The 19690-nt window shown below is 70.3% G+C and carries 20 protein-coding genes; 12 read left to right on the top strand and 8 right to left on the bottom strand.

Annotation, left to right across the window (positions count from 1 at the left end; genetic code table 11):
- Positions 1 to 4: 4 nt before the first annotated feature.
- Entirely contained in the window at positions 5 to 1237 is a 1233-nt protein-coding gene (locus OH809_RS15180) for an MFS transporter (protein ID WP_406421890.1), read from the bottom strand.
- Positions 1238 to 1394: 157 nt separating this feature from the next.
- Here OH809_RS15180 and OH809_RS15175 point away from each other — a divergent pair, with 157 nt between their 5' ends.
- The 3 genes from OH809_RS15175 to OH809_RS15165 all read left to right on the top strand — a co-directional run bounded on the left by OH809_RS15175 (position 1395) and on the right by OH809_RS15165 (position 3733).
- Positions 1395 to 2039 carry a DUF6758 family protein gene (locus OH809_RS15175; RefSeq protein ID WP_406421891.1) on the top strand — a complete coding sequence of 215 codons (645 nt, stop codon included), beginning with the start codon at positions 1395 to 1397 and terminating at the stop codon, positions 2037 to 2039.
- A gap of 107 nt (positions 2040 to 2146) precedes the next feature.
- Complete coding sequence (locus tag OH809_RS15170; protein WP_406421892.1) at positions 2147 to 3013, top strand: PHP domain-containing protein; 867 nt, start codon at positions 2147 to 2149, stop codon at positions 3011 to 3013.
- 114 nt (positions 3014 to 3127) lie between these two features.
- The gene (locus OH809_RS15165; protein ID WP_358860512.1) at positions 3128 to 3733 is read left to right on the top strand and encodes a MarC family protein; all 606 of its coding nucleotides are present in this window, start codon (positions 3128 to 3130) and stop codon (positions 3731 to 3733) included.
- Between the two features lie 78 nt (positions 3734 to 3811).
- Here the strand turns inward: OH809_RS15165 and OH809_RS15160 are convergent, their stop codons facing one another.
- A complete protein-coding gene (locus OH809_RS15160) occupies positions 3812 to 3964 on the bottom strand; it encodes a hypothetical protein (RefSeq protein WP_167747282.1) in 153 nt (50 codons plus the stop codon).
- 210 nt (positions 3965 to 4174) lie between these two features.
- Between OH809_RS15160 and OH809_RS15155 the strand changes: the two genes are divergently transcribed.
- Positions 4175 to 5062, top strand: coding sequence for an NYN domain-containing protein (locus OH809_RS15155; protein WP_406421893.1), 888 nt, complete (start codon positions 4175 to 4177; stop codon positions 5060 to 5062).
- Position 5063: 1 nt separating this feature from the next.
- On the opposite strand, the gene OH809_RS15150 is transcribed toward OH809_RS15155, so the two are convergent.
- On the bottom strand, positions 5064 to 5903 hold the full coding sequence (locus OH809_RS15150) for an alpha/beta fold hydrolase (protein WP_406515222.1): 840 nt from the start codon (positions 5901 to 5903) through the stop codon (positions 5064 to 5066).
- Positions 5904 to 6108: 205 nt separating this feature from the next.
- On the bottom strand, positions 6109 to 7956 hold the full coding sequence (locus tag OH809_RS15145) for a DEAD/DEAH box helicase (RefSeq protein WP_406421895.1): 1848 nt from the start codon (positions 7954 to 7956) through the stop codon (positions 6109 to 6111).
- Between the two features lie 600 nt (positions 7957 to 8556).
- Here OH809_RS15145 and OH809_RS15140 point away from each other — a divergent pair.
- The gene (locus OH809_RS15140) at positions 8557 to 9270 is read left to right on the top strand and encodes a ferritin-like fold-containing protein (protein ID WP_406421896.1); all 714 of its coding nucleotides are present in this window, start codon (positions 8557 to 8559) and stop codon (positions 9268 to 9270) included.
- A 20-nt stretch (positions 9271 to 9290) separates the two neighbouring features.
- Here the strand turns inward: OH809_RS15140 and OH809_RS15135 are convergent, their stop codons facing one another.
- From OH809_RS15135 to OH809_RS15120, 4 genes are all read right to left on the bottom strand, one after another.
- Positions 9291 to 9560: a hypothetical protein gene (locus OH809_RS15135; protein WP_406421897.1), complete on the bottom strand. Its 270-nt coding sequence runs from the start codon at positions 9558 to 9560 to the stop codon at positions 9291 to 9293.
- Positions 9561 to 9783: 223 nt separating this feature from the next.
- Entirely contained in the window at positions 9784 to 10011 is a 228-nt protein-coding gene (locus OH809_RS15130; RefSeq protein ID WP_277328233.1) for a DUF3107 domain-containing protein, read from the bottom strand.
- Positions 10012 to 10159: 148 nt separating this feature from the next.
- Entirely contained in the window at positions 10160 to 10801 is a 642-nt protein-coding gene (locus OH809_RS15125; protein WP_018105511.1) for a TetR/AcrR family transcriptional regulator, read from the bottom strand.
- A gap of 168 nt (positions 10802 to 10969) precedes the next feature.
- Positions 10970 to 11185, bottom strand: a complete 216-nt coding sequence (locus OH809_RS15120; RefSeq protein WP_406421898.1) for a hypothetical protein — start codon at positions 11183 to 11185, stop codon at positions 10970 to 10972.
- 110 nt (positions 11186 to 11295) lie between these two features.
- On the opposite strand from OH809_RS15120, the gene OH809_RS15115 reads away from it, so the two are divergent.
- The 7 genes from OH809_RS15115 to OH809_RS15085 all read left to right on the top strand — a co-directional run bounded on the left by OH809_RS15115 (position 11296) and on the right by OH809_RS15085 (position 19508).
- Positions 11296 to 12261 carry an alpha/beta fold hydrolase gene (locus OH809_RS15115; protein ID WP_406421899.1) on the top strand — a complete coding sequence of 322 codons (966 nt, stop codon included), beginning with the start codon at positions 11296 to 11298 and terminating at the stop codon, positions 12259 to 12261.
- A complete protein-coding gene (locus OH809_RS15110; protein WP_406421900.1) occupies positions 12246 to 13634 on the top strand; it encodes a DUF3152 domain-containing protein in 1389 nt (462 codons plus the stop codon). The genes OH809_RS15115 and OH809_RS15110 overlap by 16 nt, the downstream gene beginning before the upstream one ends.
- Positions 13635 to 13789: 155 nt before the next feature.
- Positions 13790 to 13885: an Ms4533A family Cys-rich leader peptide gene (locus tag OH809_RS15105; RefSeq protein ID WP_406421901.1), complete on the top strand. Its 96-nt coding sequence runs from the start codon at positions 13790 to 13792 to the stop codon at positions 13883 to 13885.
- Between the two features lie 232 nt (positions 13886 to 14117).
- Complete coding sequence (locus OH809_RS15100; RefSeq protein ID WP_406515221.1) at positions 14118 to 15842, top strand: ABC transporter substrate-binding protein; 1725 nt, start codon at positions 14118 to 14120, stop codon at positions 15840 to 15842.
- Between the two features lie 2 nt (positions 15843 to 15844).
- Complete coding sequence (locus OH809_RS15095) at positions 15845 to 16831, top strand: ABC transporter permease (RefSeq protein WP_406421903.1); 987 nt, start codon at positions 15845 to 15847, stop codon at positions 16829 to 16831.
- Positions 16828 to 17817, top strand: coding sequence for an ABC transporter permease (locus tag OH809_RS15090; RefSeq protein WP_406421904.1), 990 nt, complete (start codon positions 16828 to 16830; stop codon positions 17815 to 17817). The genes OH809_RS15095 and OH809_RS15090 overlap by 4 nt, the downstream gene beginning before the upstream one ends.
- A complete protein-coding gene (locus OH809_RS15085; RefSeq protein ID WP_406515220.1) occupies positions 17814 to 19508 on the top strand; it encodes a dipeptide ABC transporter ATP-binding protein in 1695 nt (564 codons plus the stop codon). The genes OH809_RS15090 and OH809_RS15085 overlap by 4 nt, the downstream gene beginning before the upstream one ends.
- Positions 19509 to 19690 lie beyond the last annotated feature (182 nt).

Below are 19690 nucleotides of genomic sequence, written 5' to 3'. Positions count from 1 at the left end.
AGGGTCAGCTGGCGAAGGCGGTGACGCCGTCCTCGGTGGCGTGCTTCGGCTCCAGCTCCTCCGCCTCATGGGTCAGTGCCGTGCGCCGGACCCAGACGACGGCGGCGCCGACGACGGCCGCGACCGCGGCGACCACGAACGGGATGTGGATGTTGCTCCATTCCTCGATCTTCGGGGCGAGGTACGGGGCGGCTGCCGCGGCAAACCAGCGGACGAAGTTGTAACCCGCGCTCGCCACCGGGCGCGGCGCGTCCGAGACGCCGAGCGCCAGTTCCGTGTAGACGGTGTTGTTCATGCCGATGAAGGCGCCGGAGACGATCGTGCAGACGATGGCCGTGGTGTGGTTGCCGTAGCCGAGGATCAGCAGGTCGGCGGCGAGCAGCACCAGTGAGGCGCCGAGCACCTTGAGCGAGCCGAGGCGCTTCTGCAGCCGGGGTGCGACGAGCACCGAGAAGACGGCGAGCAGCAGACCCCAGGCGAAGAAGACCGCTCCGGACTTGTACGGCGTCATGTTCAGCACGAACGGCGTGAACGCCAGGATCGTGAAGAACGCGTAGTTGTAGAAGAACGCCGAGGTCGCGACGGATGCGAGGCCGCCGTGGCCGAGCGCCTTGACCGGGTCGAGCAGTGAGGTCTTGCGGGCGGGCTTCGGCTGTTCCTTCAGGAACGCGGTGATGCAGATGAAGCCGATCGCCATCAGGGCCGCGGTGCCGAAGAACGGATAGCGCCAGCTGGCGTCGCCGAGGAGTGCGCCGAGCAGCGGCCCGCACGCCATGCCCAGGCCGAGCGCCGACTCGTACAGCAGGATCGCCGCCGAGCTGCCGCCGGCCGCCGCGCCGACGATCACGGCGAGCGCGGTCGAGACGAAGAGCGCGTTGCCGAGACCCCAGCCGGCCCGGAACCCGACGAGTTCCGCGACGGACGACGAGGTGCCGGAGAGTGCGGCGAAGACGACGACGAGCGCGAGACCGGTCAGGAGGGTTTTGCGGCCGCCGATCCGGCTGGAGACGAAGCCGGTGACGAGCATCGCGACCGCGGTGATCAGGAAGTACGAGGTGAAGAGCAGGGACACCTGGCTGGGCGTCGCCTCGAGCCCCTTGGCGATGGACGGCAGAATCGGGTCCACCAGCCCGATTCCCATGAACGCGACAACTGAGGCGCCCGCGGTGGCCCAGACGGCCTTCGGCTGGCGCAGGATGCTGCCCGCTCCTTGATCGAACGGATCCTCTCCCTGCATGGGCCTTCTCGCTCTCCATTAGATCGATGCGTTATACACAGAATAAATTAGAGAAGCTAATGAGTGCAAATTACATCTAATTTCCCTGGTGGGAGCCACGCTGCGGACGGGTGATCGTCCTTGACGCGGCGACAGCCGGGGAGGACCGTTGGTCGCTATGAGGGGCGAACCCAGTTGCCCGAAGTGCGGAGGCCGGGTCAGGGCGCCCGGTCTTTTCGCCGACACCTGGCAGTGCGCGGTGCATGGCGCCGTGTATCCGCTCCAGCCGGTGATTCCGCCCAGCGTCGAGGCACTCGGGGTGGTGGTGGCCCGCGCCCAGGTGCCGGTGTGGATGCCCTGGCCGCTGCCGGTCGGCTGGCTGTTCACCGGCGTCTCGTACGCGGGCGACGACCGCAGCGGCGGCCGCGCCACCGTCGTCGCCTGCTCGGGCCCTGGTCCACTCGGCGGTATGGGCGAGCTGCTGCTCGTCGCCGAGGAGCTGGGGGTCGGACTCGGTGCGCGTTACGCCGGGATCGACGGCCCCGACCCCGGCCCGTCCTTCAATGTCGACGGACCTCCCGACGCCAAGGTGCTCGCCGCCGGACGCCCCACCTCGCTCTGGCACGTCAAGGGCGCCCCCGAGGACCGGGCGGTCTTCGCCGGTGAGGCGCGCGGGCTCTGGCTCTGGGCGATCGTCTGGCCGGAGCAGTCCGGGCTGCTGATGTACGACGAGCTGATACTGACCGATCTGCGCGAGGCCGGGGCGGAGGCCGATCTCGTGCCGTGCGGGGCGCTCACACCACGGCTGCTCGACCGGCCCTGACCGCCGGACGCGAGCCCGGGCGCCGTCGTGACCGGCCGGGCGCTGTTCGAATGCCGGTTATCCTTGGGCTGTCCCCCTGTCCGGCTGCGAGCACTGGAGTACGCGTCGTGCGCATCGACCTGCACACCCACTCCACCGCCTCGGACGGCACGGACAGCCCCGCGGAGCTGGTGCGGAACGCCGCCGCCGCGGGCCTCGATGTCGTCGCCCTCACCGACCACGACACCGTCCGCGGCCACGCCGAGGCGATCGCCGCGCTCCCCGAGGGCCTCACCCTCGTCACCGGCGCCGAGCTCTCCTGCCGGATCGACGGTGTGGGGCTGCACATCCTCGCGTACCTCTTCGATCCCGACGAGCCGGAACTGGCACGCGAACGCGAGCTGGTACGGGACGACCGGGTGCCGCGCGCGCAGACCATGGTCCGCAAGCTCCAGGAGCTCGGCGTCCCGGTCGAGTGGCAGCAGATCGCCCGGATCGCGGGGGACGGCTCGGTCGGCAGGCCGCACATCGCCACCGCGCTCGTCGAGCTCGGCGTCGTCGAGACGGTCTCCGACGCCTTCACGCCCGAGTGGCTCGCGGACGGCGGACGCGCGTACGCACGGAAGCACGAGCTCGACCCGTTCGACGCGATCCGGCTGGTCAAGGCCGCCGGTGGCGTCACCGTCTTCGCCCACCCGCTCGCCGTCAAGCGCGGCGAAGTGGTGCCCGAGGCGGCCATCGCGCGGCTCGCCGCCGCGGGCCTCGACGGCATCGAGGTCGACCACATGGACCACGACGAGCCGACCAGGGCCCGGCTGCGAGGGCTCGCCAAGGAACTGGGGCTGCTGGCCACCGGCTCCAGCGACTACCACGGCAGCCGGAAGACCGTACAGCTCGGCGAGTACACCACCGATCCGGAGATCTACGGCGAGATCACCCGGCGCGCCACGGGAGCCTTCCCGGTGCCGGGCGCCGGCGGGCCCCGCAACGTGTAAGCGCCTGTCCGCGCATCTCGTCCCTCCTCACCTTCTTCCCGCACGCCCGGCCGCTCACGGCTGCGGTCTGCGCACGTCCCGTCTCGACCCGCTCTCTTCTCGCAAGGCCTCACTGTGTTCGACGTTGCTGTCTTCGGATCCCTATTTCTCACGCTTTTTGTGATTATGGATCCACCCGGAATCACCCCGATCTTCCTCGCCCTCACCGCCGGCCGGCCCGCCAAGATGCAGCGCAGGATGGCGCTCCAGGCGGTTGCCGTCGCCTTCGGCGTGATTGCCGTCTTCGGTGTGCTCGGTCAGCAGATCCTCGACTATCTGCATGTCTCCGTCCCCGCCCTGATGATCGCGGGCGGGCTGCTCCTGCTGCTGATCGCACTCGATCTGCTGACCGGCAAGACCGACGAACCGACGCAGACGAAGGACGTCAACGTCGCGCTCGTACCGCTGGGGATGCCGCTGCTCGCCGGCCCCGGCGCGATCGTCTCGGTGATCCTTGCGGTGCAGCACGCCGACAGCTTCGGGAGTCAGCTCTCGGTCTGGACGGCGATCGTCGCCATGCACCTCGTGCTCTGGCTGACCATGCGCTACTCGCTGCTGATCATCCGCGTGATCAAGGACGGCGGCGTCGTCCTGGTGACGAGGCTCGCGGGAATGATGCTCTCGGCCATCGCCGTTCAGCAGATCATCAACGGGGTCACCCAGGTCATCCAGAGCTCCTGACGCGGCCCCGGACACCACAGCGCCCCCGCCACGGACCGTCCGTGCGGGGGCGCTTCGTCTTTGTACGTCGGTGAGGCGTTACGAAGCCGAGTTCTCGGCCGGGCGGATATAGATGCGCTGGCCTATCGAGGCGGCCTGCTGCACGATCCGGTTGACGGAGGCGGCGTCCACGACGGTGCTGTCCACGGCGGTACCGTCGACATCGTCGAGTCGCATGATCTCGAAGCGCATATGGCTTCCCTTCGTCTGATCCTCCTGCTGGAGAACTACTGGGAGGACGGGTGATCCGTCCGCAAGGATGTGGAGCGTCGGACATCGGCGTCCCGCGCTCCACAGGGTGTACAACGGCTTGCCTCCGGCAAACATTCCCTACGCTAAGGAAATTTTTTGGATGTCTAAGTACCAGCGGGAAATCGGCCGTGCACGGGCAATGAGGTCCGCATGAACGAGGCGGAGATCGGCGAACGCCTGGCCCGCACCAACGAGCTGCTCCAGCGCATGCTCGCCGAGGTGTCCAAAACCCCCTCGACCCACGCGATCTTCGTGGACGCGGGCTATGTGTACGCCGCGGCCGGTCTGCTCGTCACCGGCACGGAGGACCGGCGCTCCTTCGATCTCGACGCGGAAGGGCTGATCGAGGCCTTCATCGACAAGGCCCGCACCATCTTCGCGGACAGCAGACTTCTGCGTGTGTACTGGTACGACGGGGCCAGGCGCCGGATCCACACGGTCGAGCAGCAGTCCATCGCCGAACTTCCGGACGTCAAGGTCAGACTCGGCAACCTCAACGCCAACAACCAGCAGAAGGGCGTCGACTCACTCATCCGCACCGACCTCGAATCCCTCGCCCGGCACCGCGCGATCAGCGACGCGGCGCTCGTCGGCGGTGACGAGGACCTGGTGTCCGCGGTCGAGGCGGCGCAGGGCTACGGGGCCCGGGTCCACCTCTGGGGCATCGAGGCGGGCGAAGGGCGCAACCAGGCCGAACCGCTGCTCTGGGAGGTCGACAGCCAGCGCACCTTCGACCTGGACTTCTGCCGCCCGTACGTCACCAGGCGCCCCGTCACCACGTACGAGGACGACACTCCGGCCCCCTCCCGCGAGGACGTCCGCTTCGTCGGCGCGCAGATCGCCGCCGCCTGGCTCTCCGCCCGCGGCCGCGACGCCCTCGCCGACCTGCTGCCCGGACACCCCTACCTGCCGGGCTCCGTGGACCAGGACCTGCTGGTCGAGGCCGAACGGCTGCTCCAGCACTCGCTGCGCGGCCACGCCCATCTGCGCCGGGCGCTGCGCGACGGTTTCTGGCAGCACCTGCAGGCGCAGTACTGAGCTAAGACCTGCCCCAGAAGGCGGCCAGCGCGGCAGCGGTCTGCTCCGGGCGGTCCGTGTTGGGGGAGTGCTCGGCGCCCGCGATCCGGCTGCGGTGCGCGCCGAGCCGCTGCGCCATCTCGTCGAGCAACGGCACCGGCCAGGTGTCGTCGCGCTCGCCGGAGAGCACATGGACGGGCAGCGGTACGGCGGCGAGTTCGGCCACCCGGTCCGGCTCGGTCGCGAGTTGCCGCCCGGTGGCGATCAGCTGGGCGGGACGGTGACGCAGCCAACGCCGGCGCAGCCCCTCGCCGTCCGCTGCCGCCGCGTCCTCGGGCGGGTCGAGGGCGCGCATCGCGTCCCACACCTCGGCCATGGTCAGCGTCGCGAGCGCGTCGCTGAGCATCTTCACCTTGAGCTGCTGGGCCTCGACGACCTGGGCGGGGCCGGAGGACATCAGCGTCAGCGAACGGAACGGTGAGGCGTCGAGCAGCACGGCGGCGCGGGCGATCTGCCCGCCGAGCGAATGCCCGAGAAGATGCACGGAGCCACCGAGCGCGTCCGCCTGCGCGAGCACATCGCGGGCCAACTCGCTTTGTTCGTAGTCTTCCTGACGGTCCGTTCCACCGGTCTCGTACTGCCCGCGCCCGTCGGCGGCGACGATGCGGTAGCCGGCGGCGGAGAGCGGTTCGAGGAGCGCGATGAAGTCCTCCTTGCTGCCGGTGTATCCGGGCAGCAGAAGGGCAGTTCCGCGCGGTTCGGCGGGCGGCGAGGCATCCAGCACGGCGAAGGCCCCGCGCGCGGTGGGCAGCGCGTGGGCGCGGGTGCAGGGGGGCGGGGTGAAGGTGGGCGGCCGACTCATGACACGAGGCTATCGGCCTTCCCCCGGGAGCCCACTTCCTATCGCGGGGCAGGCCGTATGTCCTCACCCACCGGACGGGCCGACTGCGTCCTCGAACGCCGGACGGGCCTGAGGATGTCCTCAAGCCCGTCCGGCACGATCAAGCCCCTCCGGCAATCGAGGAGCGGGGTCCGGGGCGGAGCCCCGAACGACCATCGGCGTGTGCTCAGCCCTCGGTCCTGGCCGCGGTGCGCGGCGCCCGCCGCCTCCGCGGCTTGGCCTCGCCCTCCGCGACCGGAACCTCCACCACGGTCTCCGCCTTCGGCTTCGCCGCGGCCCGCGTCCGCCGACGCGGCCTGTCCGGCTCGGGCTCGGCGATCGGCGCGATCTGGAAGTCGACCTCGTCCTCGGCCGGCTTGGCGACGATCCGGGCGCGGCGCCGCGGCTTCGTCACCGGCTTCGCCTCCACCACCGGCTCGGTCATGGGCGCGATCTGGAAGTCGACCTCGTCCGCAGGCTTGGTGACGGTGCGGGCCCGACGGCGACGCGGCTTGGCCTCGGCCTCCGCCTCGACGACGACCGGTGTCCCGACGACGGCCGGAGCCTCCGCCAGGGCCACCGCGGCCCCGGCCGCGACATCCGGGACCGCGACCCGCGTACGGCGACGACGGCGCGGCGTGCGCGGCTCCACCGGGGCGTCAGCGGCGGGCGCGGCCACCGCAGCGTGCACGGGCTCCGTGGCCGGCGCCGGCACCGCGGCAGCGGTGCCCTCCGCGAGCGCGGATCCGCCCCGCGTACGACGACGCTGACGCGGCGTACGCGGCGCCCGCTCCTCCCGTGCGGCAGGAGCCGACGGCGCGGACGACTTGCGGCCGCGGCCGCCCGTCTCGCCCAGGTCCTCGATCTCCTCGGCCCGCAGACCCGCACGGGTCCGCTCGGCGCGCGGCAGCACACCCTTGGTGCCGGCCGGGATGTCGAGCTCCTCGAAGAGGTGCGGCGACGTGGAGTACGTCTCGACCGGCTCGTTGAACTTCAGGTCCAGGGCCTTGTTGATCAGCTGCCAGCGCGGGATGTCGTCCCAGTCGACCAGCGTGATCGCGATGCCCTTGGCGCCCGCACGGCCGGTCCGGCCGATGCGGTGGAGGTAGGTCTTCTCGTCCTCCGGCGACTGGTAGTTGATGACGTGCGTGACGCCCTCGACGTCGATACCGCGGGCCGCGACATCGGTGCAGACGAGCACGTCCACCTTGCCGTTGCGGAAGGCGCGCAGCGCCTGCTCACGGGCGCCCTGGCCGAGGTCGCCATGGACCGCGCCGGACGCGAAACCGCGCTTCTCCAGCTGCTCGGCGATGTCGGCGGCCGTCCGCTTGGTGCGGCAGAAGATCATCGCCAGCCCACGGCCGTTGGCCTGCAGTATCCGCGAGACCATCTCCGGCTTGTCCATGGAGTGGGCACGGAAGACGTGCTGCGAGATGTTGGCGACGGTCGCGCCCTCGTCGTCGGGCGAGGTGGCGCGGATGTGCGTCGGCTGCGACATGTAGCGCCGCGCGAGGCCGATGACCGCACCCGGCATGGTCGCCGAGAACAGCATCGTCTGGCGGGTCGGCGGCAGCATGGTGATGATCCGCTCGACGTCGGGCAGGAAGCCCAGGTCGAGCATCTCGTCGGCCTCGTCGAGGACGAGGGCACGCACGTGCGACAGGTCGAGCTTGCGCTGGCCGGCCAGGTCGAGCAGGCGGCCCGGGGTGCCGACGATCACGTCGACGCCCTTCTTCAGGGCCTCGACCTGCGGCTCGTACGCACGGCCGCCGTAGATCGCGAGAACGCGGACGTTACGTACTTTGCCGGCGGTCAGCAGGTCATTGGTGACCTGCTGGCAGAGCTCACGCGTGGGGACGACGACCAGCGCCTGCGGCGCCTCGGTCAGCTGCTCGGGCTTGGCCCGGCCCGCCTCGACGTCCGCGGGGACGGTGACGCGCTCCAGCAGCGGAAGACCGAAACCGAGCGTCTTGCCGGTACCGGTCTTGGCCTGTCCGATCACGTCGGAGCCGGAGAGTGCGACGGGGAGCGTCATCTCCTGGATGGGAAAGGGGGACACAATGCCGACGGCCTCAAGGGCCTCGGCCGTCTCGGGAAGAATCCCGAGGTCTCGGAACGTAGTCAGGGTGCTGCCTCTTCTGTGAGACGCGGTCCGAGGCGAACGCTGGGGGTCGTACCGTGCCGGGGTTGGTCATCCGGCCGTGGATGGGCCGGGTGGCGCGGGACCACTGCCGTCGCTCGAGCGCTCGTGCCGCTGAGGGGGCCCCTCATCTGCGGTCGTACGTGGCGTACGCCCCGCGTGGAGGGCTGTCGGGTCGGAGCCGATCGGGCCACCGACCGGGCATCCTCATTCAAATCGCCCGCTGAATGCTCGGCAGGCGCATTACCACCATACCCCGGATTCGCGCATCCGTGCTGGGGGTGCATTGCAAAGGGCCCCGCCCGGCAGTGCCGGACGGGGGCTTTCCTTATGCCGACCGCGGGCTATTCTGCGGTTCGTGACTCCTCCCCGAGGGGCTTCTCACCCGACTGCGAAGCAGTCTCATGACGGACAAGCCCTGCCCGACGCAACACGCGTGGCAGGAAAGTATCAGCCGGACGCGATGCTCCGCTGACAAATCGGAAAGGCTGCGCTGTGGCAGAGAGCGAGCACACGGGAATCGCCGCCCAGGACTGGGCCACCGCATCCGCTGAGCCGCAGTACCGTGCCGCGGTCGTGGATCTGCTGGGAGCACTCGCGTACGGGGAGCTGGCGGCCTTCGAGCGGCTCGCCGAGGACGCAAAACTCGCGCCGACGCTGGCCGACAAGGCGGAGCTGGCAAAGATGGCGTCCGCCGAATTCCATCACTTCGAGCGGTTGACGGACCGGCTGACCGCGATCGAGACCGAGCCGACCGGGGCCATGGAGCCGTTCGCCAAGGCGCTCGACGACTTCCACCGCCAGACCGCCCCGTCGGACTGGCTGGAGGGTCTGGTCAAGGCGTACGTCGGCGACTCGATCGCCAGTGACTTCTACCGTGAGGTCGCCGCCCGCCTTGACTCGGACACCCGCTCGCTCGTCCTCGCCGTGCTGGACGACACGGGCCACGGCGACTTCGCCGTCGAGAAGGTGCGCGCCGCGATCGAGGCCGACCCGCGGGTCGGCGGCCGGCTCGCGCTGTGGGCCCGGCGGCTTATGGGTGAGGCGCTCTCCCAGGCCCAGCGGGTGGTCGCCGACCGCGACGCGCTGTCGACGATGCTGGTGGGCGGGGTGGCGGACGGGTTCGACCTGGCCGAGGTCGGCCGGATGTTCTCGCGGATCACCGAGGCGCACACCAAGCGGATGGCCGCGCTCGGACTGGCTGCCTGACAGACCGCCGACGGGCCCCCTCAGGCCGCCGCTGATCGGCTCAGGCGGCGGCTGCGCGGGCGGATCAGCAGCGACAGCGTCACCGCGCCGATCAGCACCGCGCCGATCAGGGTGGGCAGGACATGTCCGGGGCCCAGCACCGAGTGCATCAGATACGCGCCGAACAGGGCACCCAGAGCACCGGTGGCGAAGACGGCACGGCCGGACGGGAGCCGGCCGGGCAGCGAGCGGAGCGCCGCCCAGGAGAGGACGAGTCCGAGCGCGACGGAGCCGAGGGATTCCCAGATCACAGACGATCACCTCGCGGGTTGCGGAGGGGTATCTCCCATGCTTCCAGAGCGATGGGGGAGGGCAAAACGGTCGTAGGCCGTACTACCCGTGGGCTGCGGAACGCAACCCTCCCGGGGACAGGTGCCGCACAGCGGAAACCGGCACTGAGCAGCGGCAGAACGCAGAAGCGGCCCGGAGGGGATACACCCCTCCGGGCCGCTTCGCACTGCCGCGCCTCTGTCCCTACAGTGCGCCGAACCCCACCCGCCGCGTGCTCGGCTCGCCGATCTCCACATAGGCGACCCGGTCGGCCGGCACCAGGACCTTGCGGCCCTTGTCGTCCGTGAGGCTGAGCAGCTGCGTCTTGCCGGTGAGAGCCTCGGCGACCGCGCTCTCGACCTCCTCGGCGGAAAGCCCGCTCTCCAGAACGATCTCCCGGGGTGCGTGCTGCACGCCGATCTTGACCTCCACGGCTATGTCCCTCCGACGGTCAGTCCTCTTGCGCGTGAGCCGCGCCGTACGCACCACACATTAGCCCGGTGAGCGGGGCTGTCAGAGGTCGGCAGGCAACGCCCGCAGCGAACACGTACCGCGGACACGGAGGAGTACCGACCGGACGTCAGTGCTGATCGATGCCGTGCAGGGGGAACCCGGCGATGCCACGCCAGGCCAGCGAGGTGAGGAGCTGTACCGCCGTGTCGCGCGGGATCGCCGACCGGCTGGACAGCCAGTACCGGGCGACGACCTGGGACACGCCCCCCAGACCGACCGCGAGCAGCATCGACTCGTCCTTGGAGAGCCCCGTGTCCCCCGCGATGACGTCGGAGATCGCCTCCGCGCACTGCAGCGAGACCCGGTCGACCCGTTCCCGTACCGCCGGCTCGTTCGTCAGGTCCGACTCGAAGACCAGCCGGAAGGCACCGCCCTCGTCCTCGACGTACGCGAAATAGGCGTCCATCGTCGCGGCGACACGGAGCTTGTTGTCCGTCGTCGACGCCAGCGCGGTACGGACCGCCTGCAGCAGCGATTCGCAGTGCTGGTCGAGCAGAGCCAGATAGAGCTCCAGCTTGCCCGGGAAGTGCTGGTAGAGCACCGGCTTGCTGACGCCGGCCCGCTCGGCGATGTCGTCCATCGCGGCGGAGTGGTAACCCTGCGCGACGAAGACCTCCTGCGCGGCGCCCAGCAGCTGGTTGCGTCGGGCGCGGCGAGGCAGGCGAGTACCCCGCGGGCGCGCCGCCTCTGTCTGCTCGATGGCTGTCACGCCGCCTCCCAAAATTGTGATCGAACACAGCCTTTTTCTGCACGCTGCGCTGTACAGCCATCGTACTTTTGAGTAACCCGGGTGCGCGCGGCGCGGACGCAGAATTTCACGGACCGGACGGCTGCGGTAGCCACAGATTCGCCGACCTGCACGGCAAAGCGGGGCGTATCAGCGGTAATCGTCCTCGTCCTCCGAGACGACGCGTGCCTGCTCCGCCGCATCCGCCTCATTTGCGCTGTCCCGGTCGATGTCCGTGAGTGGGTCGTCGCTCCTCGGCTGGAGATCGGCCTGCTGCTCGGCCGCGTCAGCCTCGGGTGCCTCCGGGTCCGGCTCGTCCGGCTGAATTCTCTCGAAGGTCTCCGGGTCGCTGGGGTCGACCGTCATGGTGACTCCCTTCCTCAGCTTCGAGCGTAGGAGCTACCCCAGCACGGCGCTACGCGATCTGTGACGGCGAACACATGAACCGCGGTGTGATCGTCTCGTAACATTGCCGCATGTCTTCGACCGAGCTGCCGGGAGTCCGAGCCGCCGCTGCGGCGGCGGCCCCCACGGTGAGCACCGTCCGGGTCGCCGAGGGGGAGGAGCTGCGCTCCGTCGCGCTCCCCGGCCTGACGCTGAACGTCCGCACCCGGCCGCCGGAGCGGACCGGGCTGCCGCCCGCCCTCTACGTGCACGGGCTCGGCGGCTCCTCGCAGAACTGGTCGGCGCTGATGCCGCTGCTCCAGGACGTGGTGGACGGCGAGGCGGTCGACCTGCCCGGCTTCGGGGACTCCCCGCCGCCGGACGACGGCAACTATTCGGTCACCGGGCACGCCCGCGCGGTGATCCGGCTCCTGGACGCGGGGGAGCGCGGGCCCGTCCATCTCTTCGGCAATTCGCTCGGCGGCGCGGTGGCCACCCGGGTCGCGGCCGTCCGCCCCGACCTGGTGCGGACGCTCACCCTCATCTCGCCGGCGCTGCCCGAGATCCGGGTGCAGTGGCCCGCCGTACCGACCGGACTGCTCGCCGTTCCGGGGGTCGCATCCCTGTTCTCCCGGATGACCAAGGACATGACGGCGGAAGAACGGACGCGCGGAGTCATGGCACTCTGTTACGGCGATCCGGCACGCATCTCCGAAGCCGGCTTCCGCGAAGCGGTGGCCGAACTGGAGCGACGGCTGGAACTGCCGTACTTCTGGGATGCGATGGCGCGCTCGGCGCGTGGCATCGTCGATGCGTACACGCTGGGCGGGCAGCACGGACTGTGGCGCCAGGCCGAGCGTGTGCTCGCGCCGACCCAGCTCGTGTACGGCGGACGGGACCAGCTCGTCTCGTACCGGATGGCACGCAGGGCGTCCGCGGCCTTCCGTGATTCGCGGCTGCTGACACTGCCCGATGCCGGGCACGTGGCGATGATGGAGTACCCGGAAGCGGTCGCCCAGGCGTTCCGGGAACTGCTCGACGAATGCGGCGGGAGCTGATCCGGGGCGTGGGACGACACAGTCGAAAAGGGCCCCAAGTCAGTGAGCGAGATATCGGTGCCGCGGCGGCGGACCGGGGGGGCGCTCGTGAGGCGGTCCGGGCGGAGCCCGGCAGCGGACGGCGCAGGAGGGTGGCCGGAGCACCGCCCGGCACGGACGGGCACACTCCGTTCCAGGGGGTCCCGCAGGTGCGTGGCGGCCATCCCGAGCAGCGCGAGCCGGGCGCTGGCTGGGGGACCGGACCGCAGCCGGTGTTCGGCGACCAGCAGGCTCCGGGGCGGCCGGGCGGCCCGGGTCTGCGGCCCGGGACGCCGCAGATGCCTCGGCCCATTGCCCGGCCGATGCCGCAGGGGACGTCGGACCGGCAGCCTGCGGCCGGTACGCGGTCGCGGATACCGGGTCCGCGGCAGGAGTTCGTCGACGCCTTCGACGCACCGCCCGCACCACCCGCCCCTCGTTCCCCGTCCGCCCCACCGGCCCCGCCGGTCGACCCGTTCACCTCGGTCGGCGACGGCGACGAGCAGCCGCCTCCCGGCGGCGCCGATGCCCCGCCGGTCACCAGGAGCAGCAAGGGGCGCACCCTCACCGGTGTCGCGGCCGCCGCCGTGACCACCGTGCTGGCGGTGGTCGTGGCCGGTCAGCTCGCGCATGACGGCAGCGGGCGGGTCGGCATGGCCGCACCCGGGGCGGGCGTCGACCGGGACAGTGGCGAGGACAGCTCCTCCCGCTCGGACGACCGGCAGACGCCGAAAGCGGTGGCGGTCGCGCCCCTTTCGTACGCGCAGAAGATGGCCATGGCCTATCCGCTCGCTCCGGAACTCAAGGGTTCCGGACACTTCGAGACGGTCCCGGGAGCGGCGAAGGCTCCGGGCCAGGGGCATAAGTATCGCTATCGGATCGATGTCGAGAAGGGTCTCGGTCTCGACGCCGGCCTTTTTGCCGAGGCGGTCCAGAGAACCCTTAACGACGACCGTAGTTGGGCGCACGACGGCGCCATGACTTTCGAGCGGATCTCCTCGGGCGATCCGGATTTCGTGATCACTCTGGCCAGCCCGGGAACCACCGGTGACTGGTGCGGGAAGTCGGGTCTCGATACGACCGAAGACAATGTCTCGTGCGATTCGGCGGCGACCGAGCGCGTGATGATCAACGCCTATCGCTGGGCGCAGGGATCGTCGACGTTCGGCCCGGAGAAGCTCTTCTCCTACCGTCAGATGCTGATCAACCACGAGGTCGGCCACCGGCTGGGTCACAATCATGTGAGCTGCCGCACGCCGGGCGCCCTGGCTCCCGTGATGCAGCAGCAGACCAAGTCCCTCGATATCGATGGCATCAAGTGCCGGCCCAACGCCTGGGTGTATCCGAACAGTTGAGACCGGCCGGACCGCCCGTCGGCCCCGCCGGCTGCCTCCCGGCCGATGTCCGCGATCGGGTCGAGTGTCCGGCCCTTGGCAAGGGCGTCCAGTATGTGGGACGACTGTCTCATTCTGCGTTGACATCAAGGGTGTCGTCGCGCATATTTCTCGGCATGTCACGCAACCCCGTCACCTTCGAACGCGCCGCCATAGAGCTGGCGCTCATCGGTGTGACCGGGCACAGCGTCGCCGACATCCACTGTTGCTGACGCCTGCCTGAGTGCGCGTCGACTCCCTTTCCCCGAGCCCTGTCTCGCAGGGAACGGCTCTTCCCGACTGCCGCGCCGGGCGTACTCCGTCCGCAGGCGCGGCAGTTTTGGTGTCCCGGTCCGGTTCATCCTGATCCTTGACCGTTTGTCCCACCCCGCGCCCTCGCTGCTGCCTGCACGGATTCTCGTTCAGCCTTCTTCCGTCAGCAGTACTCCGAGAGGTCATCTTCCGATGCGTCAACCGTCCGTCATATCGCGCCGCGTGGCAGCGGCCGTCGTGGTTCTCGTCGTGGGTTCGGGCGCCGCCGCCTGCGGGCCCCAGGACGGCAAGGGCAGCGACGGCAACTCCGGCGCTGCGGGCAAGCCCGCCAAGGGCGGCACGCTCACCGTCCTCAACAGCAACCCGCAGGAGGACTTCGACCCCGCACGGCTCTACACCTCCGGTGGCGGCAACGTCCCGTCCCTGGTCTTCCGTACGCTGACCACCCGCAACCGGGAAGACGGCGCGGCCGGCGCGAAGGTCGTGCCCGACCTGGCGACCGACCTGGGCACGCCCAGCAAGAACGCCACCGTCTGGACGTACACGCTCAAGGACGGCCTGAAGTACGAAGACGGCACCGCGATCACGAGCGCCGACATCAAGTACGGCATCGAGCGCTCCTTCGCTGCCGAACTCTCCGGCGGTGCGCCCTACCTGCGCGACTGGCTGATCGGCGGCGCCGACTACCAGGGCCCGTACAAAAACAAGAAGGGCCTCGCCTCGATCGAGACGCCCGACGCGAAGACGATCGTCTTCCACCTCAACAAGCCGGAGGGCGAGTTCCCCTACCTGGCGACGCAGACCCAGACGACCCCGGTGCCGAAGGCCAAGGACAACGGCACGAAGTACGAGAACCACCCGATCTCCTCGGGTCCGTACAAGGTCGTCAGGAACGAGGGTGACGGCGAGCGCCTCGTCCTGGAGCGCAACACGTTCTGGTCGGCCGCCACCGACGAGGAGCGCAAGGCGTACCCGGACCGGATCGACGTACGCTCCGGACTCGACTCCGCCGTCATCAACCAGCGGCTCGCCGCCTCCCGGGGCGCCGACGCCGCCGCCGTCACCACCGACACCAACCTCGGGCCGGCCGAACTCGCCAAGGTCACCGGCGACAAGACGCTCGCCTCGCGCGTCGGCACCGGTCACTTCGGCTACACCAACTACATCGCCTTCAACCCGAAGGTGAAGCCGTTCGGCAACCCGAAGGTGCGCCAGGCGATCTCGTACGCCGTCGACCGCACCTCGGTTGTCAACGCGGCCGGTGGCTCCTCGCTCGCTGAGCCCGCCACCACCTTCCTTCCGGAGCAGCCGTCCTTCGGCTACAGCGCGTACGACGCCTTCCCGGCCGGCCGGACCGGCAACGCGGCCAAGGCCAAGCAGCTGCTGAAGGAGGCCGGTTACGCCAAGGGCCTGACCATCACGCTCACGCACTCCAACGAGAAGAACTTCGCCACCAGCCCGGAGATCGCCACCGCGATCCAGGAGGCGCTGAAGAAGGCCGGGATCACGGTCGAGCTGGAGGGCCTGGAGGGCAACGCCTACTCGGACAAGATCTACAACGTGAAGAGCGAGCCCGGCTTCTTCCTCACCGGCTGGGGCGCCGACTGGCCGTCCGGCGGTCCGTTCCTCGCACCGATCTTCGACGGACGCCAGATCGTCAAGAACGGCTACAACTTCAACGCCTCCCAGCTCGACGACGCCTCCGTCAACAAGGAGGTCGACGAGATCAACAGGCTGACCGACCTGAGCGCGGCCGCGAAGCGCTGGGGCGCACTCGACCAGAAGATCGGTGAGCAGGCGGTGACCGTGCCGCTGTTCCACCCGGTCTACAAGCGCCTGTACGGCGAGTCCGTCAAGAACGTCGTCATCAGCGACTGGACCGGCGTGCTCGACATCTCGCAGGTCGCGGTCAAGTAACCATGGCCGAAGCACTGCTGGTCAAGGAGGCGGGGGCCGTTGCGGCGGCCCCCGCCTCCGGGGCCCCCTCGTTCCGGCGGCGGCTGCGCGCACGGCGCTCCGCCGTCGTGGCGGCCGTCGTCGTCGCCCTGCTGGTCCTGGTCGCGCTCGCCGCGCCGCTGCTGGCGGGCATCGAGGGCCAGGACCCCACCACGTACCACGCGAACCTCGTCGACTCCGCCACCGGCGGCGTACCGCTGGGATCGTTCGGCGGCATCAGCGCCGAGCACTGGCTGGGCGTCGAACCGCTCACCGGCCGCGACCTGTTCGCCCGCGTCGTGTACGGGGCGCGGGTCTCGCTCGGCGTCGCCTTGGCCGCGACCCTGCTCCAGGTGATCATCGGCGTGGTCGTCGGTCTGGTCGCCGGACTCGGCAACCGGTTCGTCGACCAGGCGCTCAGCCGCGTCACCGACATCGTCGTCGCCCTGCCCGTCATGGTGATCGCGCTCGGCGCGCTCGCCGTCGTCCCCGCCGGCTTCCCGCGCCCGGTGCTGATCGCCGCGATCGTCGGGCTGGTCGGCTGGTCCGGCATCTCCAAGATCGTGCGCGCCCAGACCCTCGCGCTGAAGTCGCTCGACCATGTGGCCGCCGCCCGGCTCAGCGGCTGGGGCGGCCTGCGGATCGCCCGGCGCGAACTGCTGCCCGCGCTCGCCGCACCCGTCATCACGTACGCCGTGCTGCTCTTCCCCGGAAACATCGTCGTCGAAGCGGCGCTGTCCTTCCTCGGCGTCGGCATCAAGCCGCCCACGCCGTCCTGGGGACAGATGCTCAGCGACGCCGACACCTGGTACCAGGCGGCGCCCACCTATCTGCTGATCCCCGCCCTGCTCATCTTCATCACCGTGCTGGCGCTGACCATCCTCGGCGAGGGCGTCCGCAACGCACTCGACCCGCGCGTCGCCTCCCGGCTGCGGATCGGCACCGGACGCAAGAAGGAGGCCGGAGCATGACCCGGTTCCTGTTGCGGCGCCTCGGCGGGGCGCTGTTCGTGCTCCTCGCCCTCAGCGTCGTCGTCTACGCCGCGTTCTACGTCGCCCCGGGCAACGTCGCACAGATCGCCTGCGGGCCGCGCTGCTCACCCGCCCAGGTGGCGCAGGTCAGCGACCAGCTCCGGCTCGGTGACCCGCTGTACCTGCGGTACGCGCACTTTCTCCAGGGGATCTTCGTCGGCCGCGACTACTCGACCGGCACCGGGATCCTGCACTGCCAGGCTCCCTGCCTCGGCCGCTCCTACCAGGACGACCAGCAGGTCACCCAGATGATCCTCACCAAGCTCCCGGCCACCGCCTCGCTCGCCATCGGCGCCTTCGTGCTGTGGATCCTGCTCGGCGTCGGCACCGGACTGCTCTCGGTGTGGCGGCGCGGCCGCGCGACCGAGCGGATCCTCACCGGACTGACCCTGGCCGGCATGGCCACGCCGGTCTTCGTCATCGGTCTGCTGCTGATCATCGTGTTCTGCTCGGCGCTGCAACTGCTGCCGTTCCCCGACTACGTACCGCTCACCGAGAACCCGGAGCAGTGGGCCTGGAACCTGCTGCTGCCCTGGGTCTCGCTGGCGCTGGTCTCCGCCGCTCCGTACGCCCGGATGACCCGGTCGTCCATGCTGGAGACCCTTGCGGAGGACCATGTGCGCACCTTCCGCGCATACGGGGTGAGCGAGCGGGGACTCGTCGGGCGGCATGCGCTGCGCGGCGCACTCGGCCCCGTGATCGCGCTCGGCGCACTGGACATCGGCTCGATGTTCGGCGGCGCCGTCCTCACCGAATCGCTGTTCAACATCCCCGGCGTCGGACGTGAACTCGTCGTCGCCGTGAAGAACGTCGACCTTCCGGTCGTCGTCGGCCTGGTGCTCGTCACCGGCTTCTTCGTCGTCCTTGCCAATGCCGTCGCGGACATCCTGCAGGCGATGGCCGACCGTCGGGTGGTCCTGTCATGAGCCTCGTCGAGGTCTCCGATCTGACGATCTCCTTCGACGGCGCGGCAGGCGTCCGGGCCGTGGACGGCGTCTCCTTCACGCTGGAAGCGGGCGCCGCGCTCGGTGTCGTCGGCGAGTCCGGCTCCGGCAAGAGCGCGTCCGCGTATGCCCTGCTCGGACTGCACCGGGGGACAGGCGCCACCGTCGGCGGCTCGATCCGGGTCGCGGGCGTGGACGTACAGGCGGCGGACGACGCGGAACTGCGGGCGCTGCGCGGGGCGAAGGCCGCGATGGTCTTCCAGGACCCGCTGTCGTCCCTGGACCCCTACTACGCGGTCGGCGACCAGATCGCCGAGGTGTACCGGGTCCACGCGCGTGCCTCACGGCGGGCGGCGCGGGCGCGGGCCGTGGAGGTTCTCGACCGGGTCGGTATCCCCGACGTGGTACGGCGTTCCCGGTCCCGGCCGCACGAGTTCTCCGGCGGGATGCGGCAGCGCGCCCTCATCGCGATGGCGCTCGCCTGCGAGCCGCAGCTGCTGATCGCCGACGAACCGACGACCGCGCTGGACGTCACCGTCCAGGCCCAGATCCTGGACCTGCTGCACACCCTGCGCCGGGAGACCGGCATGGGACTGCTGCTGGTCACCCACGATGTGGGCGTCGCCGCGGAGAGCGTCGACGAGGTGCTGGTCATGCAGTCGGGCCGGGAGGTGGAGCGCGGGCCGGTCGCCGAGGTGCTCGGTGCGCCGCGGCAGCCGTACACACGCGAACTGCTGGCCGCCGTACCGCGGGTGGACACGAAGCGCCCGGAACCGGTGCACGTTCCGGCGGCTCGTGTCGCGGACGGGGGCGGGCCGAGGCCCGAAGGTGCCGTTCCTCGCGTGGCGCAGGCGGGCGAGCCGCTGCTCGAAGCCGTCGATCTGCGACGCGAATTCGGGCGGGGCCGCAACCGGGTCACCGCCGTGGACGGCGTATCGCTCACCGTCCACCGCGGCGAGACGCTCGGCATCGTCGGCGAGAGCGGCAGCGGCAAGACGACGCTCGGCCGGATGCTCGTACGCCTCCTCGACCCGACCGGGGGCAGGCTCCACTACGGGGGTGCGGAGATCGGCTTCCTGTCCGACAAAGCACTGCGGCCGTACCGGCGCGAGCTCCAGATGGTCTTCCAGGACCCCGTCGCCTCGCTCAACCCGCGCCGCTCGATCGGCGAATCCGTCGCCGATCCGCTGCGCGCGGCGGGCGCACTCGACGACACCCGGATCCGGGCCCGCGTCCAGGAACTGCTGGAACGCGTCGGCCTCGACCCCGACCGGTACGACCGCTACCCGCACGAGTTCAGCGGCGGACAGCGCCAGCGCGTCGGCATCGCCCGCGCGCTCGCCGCCGACCCCAAGCTGATCGTCTGCGACGAACCGGTCTCCGCGCTCGACGTCACCACCCAGGCCCAGGTCACCGCACTCCTCGCCGAGCTCCAGCGCGAACTCGGCCTCGGGCTGGTCTTCATCGCCCATGACCTTGCGGTCGTACGGCAGGTCAGCGACCGGGTCGCGGTGATGCGGCAGGGCCGGATCGTCGAACAGGGCGGTGTCGACGACGTGTACGGGGCGCCCCAGGATCCGTACACCAAGCAGCTCCTGGCCGCCGTGCCCGCCCTCGATCCGGCGCGCGCGGCAGTGCGCCGCGCAGCCCGCAAGGAGCTGGCCGCAGCCTGACTCTGCGTAACCGATCACCTCATAGCGCGACAGAACGCTACGGGGGCGGGAAAGTTACGACGGTTCACCCCTTTCGGTGGCGCGATGGACAACCGTCCGTCGCGCCACCGGCGTATCCGCTTACGGTCGTCCCGCTGCGAGTCGCCAAACCCATGGCGGCCGCCCACTAAGGAAGATCGGGG

The sequence above is a fragment of the Streptomyces sp. NBC_00873 genome (assembly GCF_045207415.1).
Classification (GTDB): domain Bacteria; phylum Actinomycetota; class Actinomycetes; order Streptomycetales; family Streptomycetaceae; genus Streptomyces.
The sequence above is the reverse complement of the archived record's forward strand: the minus strand, read 5'-3'. Positions and strand labels throughout refer to the sequence as shown.

Excerpts from the sequence above, each read along its gene's own strand:
- OH809_RS15110 (WP_406421900.1), top strand. The coding sequence starts at position 12,246 with ATGCGGCGGGAGCTGATCCGGGGCGTGGGACGACACAGTCGAAAAGGG.
- OH809_RS15095 (WP_406421903.1), top strand. The coding sequence starts at position 15,845 with ATGGCCGAAGCACTGCTGGTCAAGGAGGCGGGGGCCGTTGCGGCGGCC.
- OH809_RS15100 (WP_406515221.1), top strand. The coding sequence starts at position 14,118 with ATGCGTCAACCGTCCGTCATATCGCGCCGCGTGGCAGCGGCCGTCGTG.
- OH809_RS15160 (WP_167747282.1), bottom strand. The coding sequence starts at position 3,964 with ATGCGCTTCGAGATCATGCGACTCGACGATGTCGACGGTACCGCCGTG.
- OH809_RS15120 (WP_406421898.1), bottom strand. The coding sequence starts at position 11,185 with ATGACGGTCGACCCCAGCGACCCGGAGACCTTCGAGAGAATTCAGCCG.
- OH809_RS15105 (WP_406421901.1), top strand. The coding sequence starts at position 13,790 with ATGTCACGCAACCCCGTCACCTTCGAACGCGCCGCCATAGAGCTGGCG.
- OH809_RS15155 (WP_406421893.1), top strand. The coding sequence starts at position 4,175 with ATGAACGAGGCGGAGATCGGCGAACGCCTGGCCCGCACCAACGAGCTG.
- OH809_RS15115 (WP_406421899.1), top strand. The coding sequence starts at position 11,296 with ATGTCTTCGACCGAGCTGCCGGGAGTCCGAGCCGCCGCTGCGGCGGCG.
- OH809_RS15145 (WP_406421895.1), bottom strand. The coding sequence starts at position 7,956 with ATGACGCTCCCCGTCGCACTCTCCGGCTCCGACGTGATCGGACAGGCC.
- OH809_RS15150 (WP_406515222.1), bottom strand. The coding sequence starts at position 5,903 with ATGAGTCGGCCGCCCACCTTCACCCCGCCCCCCTGCACCCGCGCCCAC.
- OH809_RS15085 (WP_406515220.1), top strand. The coding sequence starts at position 17,814 with ATGAGCCTCGTCGAGGTCTCCGATCTGACGATCTCCTTCGACGGCGCG.
- OH809_RS15090 (WP_406421904.1), top strand. The coding sequence starts at position 16,828 with ATGACCCGGTTCCTGTTGCGGCGCCTCGGCGGGGCGCTGTTCGTGCTC.
- OH809_RS15180 (WP_406421890.1), bottom strand. The coding sequence starts at position 1,237 with ATGCAGGGAGAGGATCCGTTCGATCAAGGAGCGGGCAGCATCCTGCGC.
- OH809_RS15175 (WP_406421891.1), top strand. The coding sequence starts at position 1,395 with ATGAGGGGCGAACCCAGTTGCCCGAAGTGCGGAGGCCGGGTCAGGGCG.